This window comes from Polaromonas sp., from assembly GCF_013817205.1.
GTDB lineage: Bacteria > Pseudomonadota > Gammaproteobacteria > Burkholderiales > Burkholderiaceae_C > Polaromonas.
Genome location: NZ_JACDDD010000021.1, coordinates 42177 through 48176, shown reverse-complemented (window position 1 = coordinate 48176; position 6000 = coordinate 42177). Strand labels below are relative to the sequence as shown.

Sequence of the window (6000 nt, the reverse complement as noted above, 5' to 3'; positions counted from 1 at the left end):
CCACAGCTTTGCCACCCATCTTCTGCAGTCGGGCACCGACATCCGCACAGTGCAGGAGCTATTGGGCCACTCCGACGTGAGCACCACCATGATTTACACCCACGTGCTCAAGGTCGCGGCGGGCGGTACGGCGAGCCCGTTGGATGCGCTGGCGGCTCAGCCGCTATCAATTCAGTAGCTGCTGGCGCCCGTATTCAGAGGGCTGGGGCATGATTTCATGCCTGAACAAGCGCCGCCGAAAGTTTGCCCGAGAAAACCTCGCTGGTATTCGTGCATCAAATCGCCCTCCAGCCCCCGCCCCACAAGCGCAGGCAGCTATCAAATAGGTAGCAAAAGAGGCGCAAGGTCAATGCCAAACAGCCCCCGGGCAAATGCGCAGGCGGCGTAGCGACCCGCACCGTTGAATCGTTGGTCATTTGACAATGCGTACGTTTATACGTACTATTTAAACCATCTCTCAAAGGAATAATCAATGCACACCCTGACAGCCAGCGAAGCGCGCGCGAACCTGTACCGGCTGATGGATGAGACCGCGGCATCTCATGAACCCATCATCATTTCCGGAAAGCGCAGCAATGCAGTGCTGCTCTCTACCGGAGACTGGAGCGCCATTCAGGAGACGCTTTACCTGCTTTCCGTGCCGGGTATGCGCGAATCAATCAAAACGGGCATGGCCGAACCGCTGGCAAAAAGTTCGAAAACACTCAAGTGGTGAATTGGGACATTGCTTATGCCCGGCAAGCCTTGAAGGATGCCAGGAAGCTCGCCGCAAGCGGCCTCAAACCCAAAGCGCAGGAGATTCTGGCGGTTCTGGCCGGCGACCCGTTCCAAAACCTACCACCTTTCGAGAAACTTGTCGGTGACCTTGCCGGTGCTTACTCACGCCGCATCAATATCCAGCACCGTATCGTCTACGAAGTGTTTGCCAAAGAGCGAACCGTTCGTGTTTTACGCATGTGGACGCACTATGAATGAGGCCCTCCTCTTGCACTCTGCCAGCAGCGACGTACCTAAAGCAGCCCTGCCCCGGGCAAAAATATAGTCGGCGGCTCAGGTGCATCGGGCGCCGTTGGTTCGACCCCCGCAGGCGGCGCGGGCTCGGCCTTCTCCACCGGCATGCGCAAATCGTCCAAATAATCACGCGCAATGTTGACGGTGCTTTTGACGCCCACCGATTCAAAGCGTCTGGCCAGCCACTCCTTGCCACACAGCACGCCGAGGTCGCGCAGCGCGTGGATCAGGCTCCTGTCAGTGGACGACTTGGTATTGGCGGTGAATTTTTCGAGGGCCTGGCCGCCGTCGATGCGGTGCATCAGCACGTCCTTGTAGTGCGCCGGGTCGAGCTTGCCCTCGGCCAGCAGGCGTTTGACAAAATCGATGGCGCGCATCTCGGCAATCAGGGCGGCATTGAAGGTGATCTCGGTGGCGCGGTCCATGATCTCGGCGGGTTTGGTGGGCAGCTCTTTGCGCTGGATCGGGTTGATCTGCACCAACACGATGTCGCGGCTGTCGCAGTGGTAGATCAGCGGGTGAATCGCCGGGTTGCCAGAGTAGCCGCCGTCCCAATACGCCTCGCCATCAATTTCAACTGCCTGAAACACCATGGGCAGGCAGGCCGAGGCCATCACCGCGCTGGCGGTCAGCCGCTTGCCGGAAAACACCTCGGCCTTGCCGCTGGCCACGCGGGTGGCGACCACAAACACCTTGGGCGTGGCCGGGTGGTGCGCGGCGGCCAGGCGCTCGAAGTCCACCTGCTTTTCAAGAAAGTCCTTCAGCGGGTTGATGTCAAACGGATTGCGCTGGTAGGGCGACAGCGCGTTGGACCAGTAACGCGTCATCGCGTCGGTCCAGGGCTTGCTGGACCAGTTGCCCCCGCCCATCAGGCCGAACAGGATGCCGAAGGGCGCCTGCTGCAGCTTGCTCATGGACCGCGACACGGACGACGACAGCGCGCCCATGTCAACAATGCCGTTCCAGAAACTGTCCAGCGCCTGGCGCGCGGCGTCATGCCGCTCGGCGCGCGGCTTGCCTTGCGCCAGGGCAAAGCCGTGCGCCAGCGCCACCGCGTTCATGGCGCCGGCGCTGGTGCCGCTGATGCCTTCAAGGTCCAGCCGCCCGTCCTCAAGCAAGGCGTCGAGCACGCCCCAGGTGAAGGCGCCGTGCGAGCCGCCACCCTGCAGCGCCAGGTTGATGCGCGGCGCGGTGTCATCCGGGGGGGTAGCAACTTCGGGAACAGCAGGCAGGTCCATGGATTGAGCTTAGCAAGAAACAGGCGCGCACTAAAATTAACCAGCATCCCGCCCTTGCCCCACCCCAGCACCATGAAATACCTGACGGCTTACCCCGCTTCCCTGCAAAGCCAGGTGCGGGAGCTGGTCGCGCAAGACCGGCTGGGCGCGCTGCTGCAGCAAAAATACCCTGCCATCCACGGCATACGCACCGACCGGGCGTTGTACGACTATGTGATGGACCTGAAGAACAGCTTTCTGCGCAACGCCGAGCCGCTGAGCAAGGTAGCCTTCGACAGCAAGCTGCATGTGATCGCGCACGCGCTGGGCACCCACACCACGATCTCGCGGGTGCAGGGCAACAAGCTCAAGTCAAAACGCGAAATCCGCGTGGCCACGCTGTTCAAGGCGGTTCCGCCGGAATTCCTGCGCATGATCACGGTGCATGAGCTGGCCCACATCAAGGAAAAGGCGCACGACAAGGCCTTCTACCAGCTCTGCACCTACATGGAGCCGCAGTACCACCAGTTCGAGCTGGATCTGCGCCTGTACCTCACCCATCTGGATGCGGGTGGCGCCACGCCCTGGCCCGCGGCTTCTGGTTTGCTATAAATTCAGGAGCTATTCACGCCCACCGGACGGGGGCTGGAAGCCGAAAAGGCTTGTAACTGCAGCGACTCAGGGAACCAAGCCCATAGCGTGCATATAGGCCGGGTGCACCATCAAGTCGTCCCAGCCATGGGCGGGGGTGACCGGCAGCAAGTCAAGCCGGCGCAGCTCGCTGGACTCCAGCGGCTCCCACTGGCCCTTGAGCAGGCCTTCCGCCATGCCGCCGAGCAACTCGTCCACCGCCTCGCCGCCATCGACCGACTGGTTGCACAGCAGCACCATGTCGCAGCCGGCGTTGAGTGCGGTGATGGCCGCTTCGGTGTAACTGACTTGCTTGCCGTCAATCAGGCGGGCGCCGGCCATGCTGAGGTCGTCGCTAAAAATCGCGCCGCCAAAGCCGAGCTGGCCACGCAGGATGTAGGTCAGCCACTGCTCTGAAAAGCCAGCGGGGCGCGCATCCACCTTGGGGTAAATCACATGCGCCGGCATCACGCTGGTCAGGGTGGTGTTGAGCCAGTCGTAAGGCGCCGCATCGTCGGCCAGAATGGCTTTCAGGCTGCGCCGGTCCACCGGGATGTCGGTGTGCGAATCGGCTTTGACAAACCCATGGCCGGGAAAATGTTTACCGCAGTTGGCCATGCCGTTTTGCAGCAGACCGTGCATCAGGCTTTTGGCCAGCAGGGCCACCACGCGCGGGTCGCGTGCAAAGGCGCGGTCGCCGATGACGCTGCTTTCACCAAAGTCCAGGTCCAGCACCGGCGTGAAACTGAAGTCCACACCGCAGGAACGCAGCTCGGCGCCCAGCACGTAGCCGCAGGCGGTGGCGGCATTGGTCGCGGCCAGCGCGTCCTTGAGCCACAACTCGCCGAGCGCGCGCATGGGTGGCAGATGCGTGAAACCGTCGGTGCGGAAGCGCTGCACCCGGCCGCCTTCGTGGTCCACACAGATCAGCAGATCCTTGCGGACTTTCTTGATCTCGGCACACAGCGCGCTCAGTTGGGCGCGGTTTTCCCAGTTGCGGGCGAACAGGATGATGCCGCCGGTCAGCGGATGTTTCAGGCGCTGTTTGTCGGTCTTGCTCAGGCTCAGGCCGGCGATGTCGATGATCAGGGGGGCGTGTTGGGTCATGGGACGGTCTCGGGTTACTATGAATTTGATAGCTACTTACGCTTGTCCGGTAAGGGCTAGAGCTGGTTTTGTTCAACGACCACAAAGCTAGCAGCGTAATCGGTTTCGTCGGTGACGGTGACGTGGGCCGTCAGGCCTTTCGCCTCGAACCACTCCTTGAGCACACCGTGCAGCACGATTTCGGGCTTGCCACTGGCCGCCTTGGCGATTTCGCAGTTGCGCCAGGTCATCGGCAAACGCATGCCCAGGCCGATGGCCTTGCTGAAAGCTTCCTTGGCGGAAAAACGCGTGGCCAGGTAGCGCAGGCCGCGCTCTGGCCAGCGCGCACTGCGGGCTTGCCAGGTTGTAAATTCAGCGTCGCTGAGAATCTTCTGCGCAAATCGCTCGCCATGGCGCTCGAAGCTTGCGCGCACGCGGCGTACGTCGCAAATATCAGTACCAATCCCGTAAATCATTCTGGCGAAAATCCGCCGTCGATGCAGCGAAGGTAAGCAGCAACGGTGGCACTGTAGCCGAGCTCCAGCGCATCGGCGATCAGCGCGTGGCCGATAGACACTTCGAGCACGCCCGGAACCGCATGCAGGAATGCTGCGAGGTTGTCGCGGTTCAGATCGTGCCCGGCATTCACTCCTAAATTAATAGCAGCTGCCGCCCGTCCGGCAAGGGCAAACTGCTCAAGAACCTTTCCCTTTTCAGCCGTGCCCCAGGCCCGGGCATAGGTCTCGGTGTAGAGTTCCACGCGGTCCGCGCCCACCTCTTTGGCGGCGGCCATAGCTTCGGGCAGCGGGTCCATGAACAGGCTGACACGAACACCGCGCTTGTGCACCTCGGCTATCAGTGGCTGCAGGCGCGCCGCGTCATCGGGAAAGTTCCAACCATGGTCGCTGGTGAACTGGTTCTCGCCGTCGGGCACAAAGGTGCACTGGTGCAGCGGCAGGCCGCGCGCCGACAGGTTGCGCACAAACTCCATCAGGTTCTGCAAGGGGTTGCCCTCAACATTGAACTCGCGGTCCGGCCAGTCCTTCATCAACGCAGCCAGTTCGTAAACATCGTCCTTGCGGATGTGGCGCTCGTCAGGGCGCGGGTGCACGGTGATGCCCTGAGCACCGGCTTCGAGACACAGCTCAGCGGCGCGCAGCAGATCGGGAATGCCGAGATGCCGGGTATTGCGCAACAGGGCGACCTTGTTGATATTGACCGACAGCGCGGTGCGGTGGCGGGGGGCTGGGGCGTGCACGGGGGACATAAGCTTGCCTTGATAACGCAGACTAGAAAGCCTGCAGATCGATCATCATCTGCCGGGTTTTGAGAACCTTCACATCGCAATGGTAGTGCAGCAACGCGCGCAGCTGGGTTTTGAGCTGCGGCAGGTATTCCACGCAGGCACGCACCGTGTCGGTAAAGGGCGCGTCGTCGGCCAGCGAAGCCTGCAGTTCCAGCCACTGCGCGCCGCGCAGGCTGGCGCGGTCATCGTCGTGCGCTTCGCGCAGGCCGGATTCGGCGACCAGCACATAAGGCGTCTGCAATTCCAGCGGCGCCAGCGTCGCGGTCTGGGCGTCCAGCGTCGGCAACAGGCCAATGTCGCGCAACAAGCGCAGCTCAAAGGCGCGAAGCGCCACCTGCAGCGTGTCGGCGCTCTGGCTGGCCAGCAGTTGCACCGTCGCGGCATAGGCGTCGAACAGCACCGGGTGCGGGTCGTCACGCGCCAGCAGGCGCATCAGCAACTCGTTCAGGTAATAGCCCGAGAGCAGTGCATCACCCGTCGGCATCACATGCCCGCCCTGCCATTCGGCACTGCGTAACATGCGGATCTCGGCGTCCCCGCCGAAGGCCACATGCAGCGGCTGCAGCGGCAGCAGAATGGGCCGGAAATTCGAGCTTGGCTTCTTGGCCCCACGCGCCACCAGCGCGATGCGCCCGTAGCTGCGCGTGAACACCTCGAGGATCAGGCTGGACTCACTCCAGTCGTAGCGGTGCAGGACGTAGGCGGGTTCGTCGCTAATGCGTTTCGTGGCCAAGATGATTTTTCAGAGGA

9 protein-coding genes are annotated in these 6000 nt (G+C 62.1%); 4 read left to right on the top strand and 5 right to left on the bottom strand.

Translation table 11 applies throughout. The annotated features are described in order from the left end of the window. The 3 genes from H0W47_RS07155 to H0W47_RS07145 all read left to right on the top strand — a co-directional run. The coding region (locus H0W47_RS07155; RefSeq protein ID WP_296922372.1) for a tyrosine-type recombinase/integrase at positions 1–178 on the top strand (178 nt) is incomplete at its 5' end. Positions 179–472: 294 nt separating this feature from the next. Continuing rightward, positions 473–715: a type II toxin-antitoxin system Phd/YefM family antitoxin gene (locus H0W47_RS07150; RefSeq protein WP_296922363.1), complete on the top strand. Its 243-nt coding sequence runs from the start codon at positions 473–475 to the stop codon at positions 713–715. Next, entirely contained in the window at positions 712–975 is a 264-nt protein-coding gene (locus H0W47_RS07145) for a Txe/YoeB family addiction module toxin (protein ID WP_296922360.1), read from the top strand. Before H0W47_RS07150 ends, H0W47_RS07145 begins: the two co-directional genes overlap by 4 nt. Positions 976–1010: 35 nt before the next feature. Here the strand turns inward: H0W47_RS07145 and H0W47_RS07140 are convergent, their stop codons facing one another. Continuing rightward, positions 1011–2249: a patatin-like phospholipase family protein gene (locus H0W47_RS07140; RefSeq protein ID WP_296922357.1), complete on the bottom strand. Its 1239-nt coding sequence runs from the start codon at positions 2247–2249 to the stop codon at positions 1011–1013. Positions 2250–2321: 72 nt separating this feature from the next. On the opposite strand from H0W47_RS07140, the gene H0W47_RS07135 reads away from it, so the two are divergent. Beyond that, the gene (locus H0W47_RS07135; RefSeq protein WP_296922354.1) at positions 2322–2840 is read left to right on the top strand and encodes a YgjP-like metallopeptidase domain-containing protein; all 519 of its coding nucleotides are present in this window, start codon (positions 2322–2324) and stop codon (positions 2838–2840) included. Between the two features lie 66 nt (positions 2841–2906). Here the strand turns inward: H0W47_RS07135 and nagZ are convergent, their stop codons facing one another. Genes nagZ through recO form a run of 4 tightly spaced genes read right to left on the bottom strand, consistent with a single transcriptional unit; the run spans position 2907 to position 5983 of the window. Then, on the bottom strand, positions 2907–3965 hold the full coding sequence (nagZ, locus tag H0W47_RS07130) for a beta-N-acetylhexosaminidase (protein WP_296922349.1): 1059 nt from the start codon (positions 3963–3965) through the stop codon (positions 2907–2909). A 56-nt stretch (positions 3966–4021) separates the two neighbouring features. After that, positions 4022–4420 carry a holo-ACP synthase gene (gene acpS, locus H0W47_RS07125; RefSeq protein ID WP_296922346.1) on the bottom strand — a complete coding sequence of 133 codons (399 nt, stop codon included), beginning with the start codon at positions 4418–4420 and terminating at the stop codon, positions 4022–4024. Further along, positions 4417–5211, bottom strand: coding sequence for a pyridoxine 5'-phosphate synthase (locus H0W47_RS07120; protein WP_296922343.1), 795 nt, complete (start codon positions 5209–5211; stop codon positions 4417–4419). The genes acpS and H0W47_RS07120 overlap by 4 nt, the downstream gene beginning before the upstream one ends. Positions 5212–5233: 22 nt before the next feature. Beyond that, complete coding sequence (gene recO, locus H0W47_RS07115; protein WP_296922340.1) at positions 5234–5983, bottom strand: DNA repair protein RecO; 750 nt, start codon at positions 5981–5983, stop codon at positions 5234–5236. Positions 5984–6000: the final 17 nt, after the last annotated feature.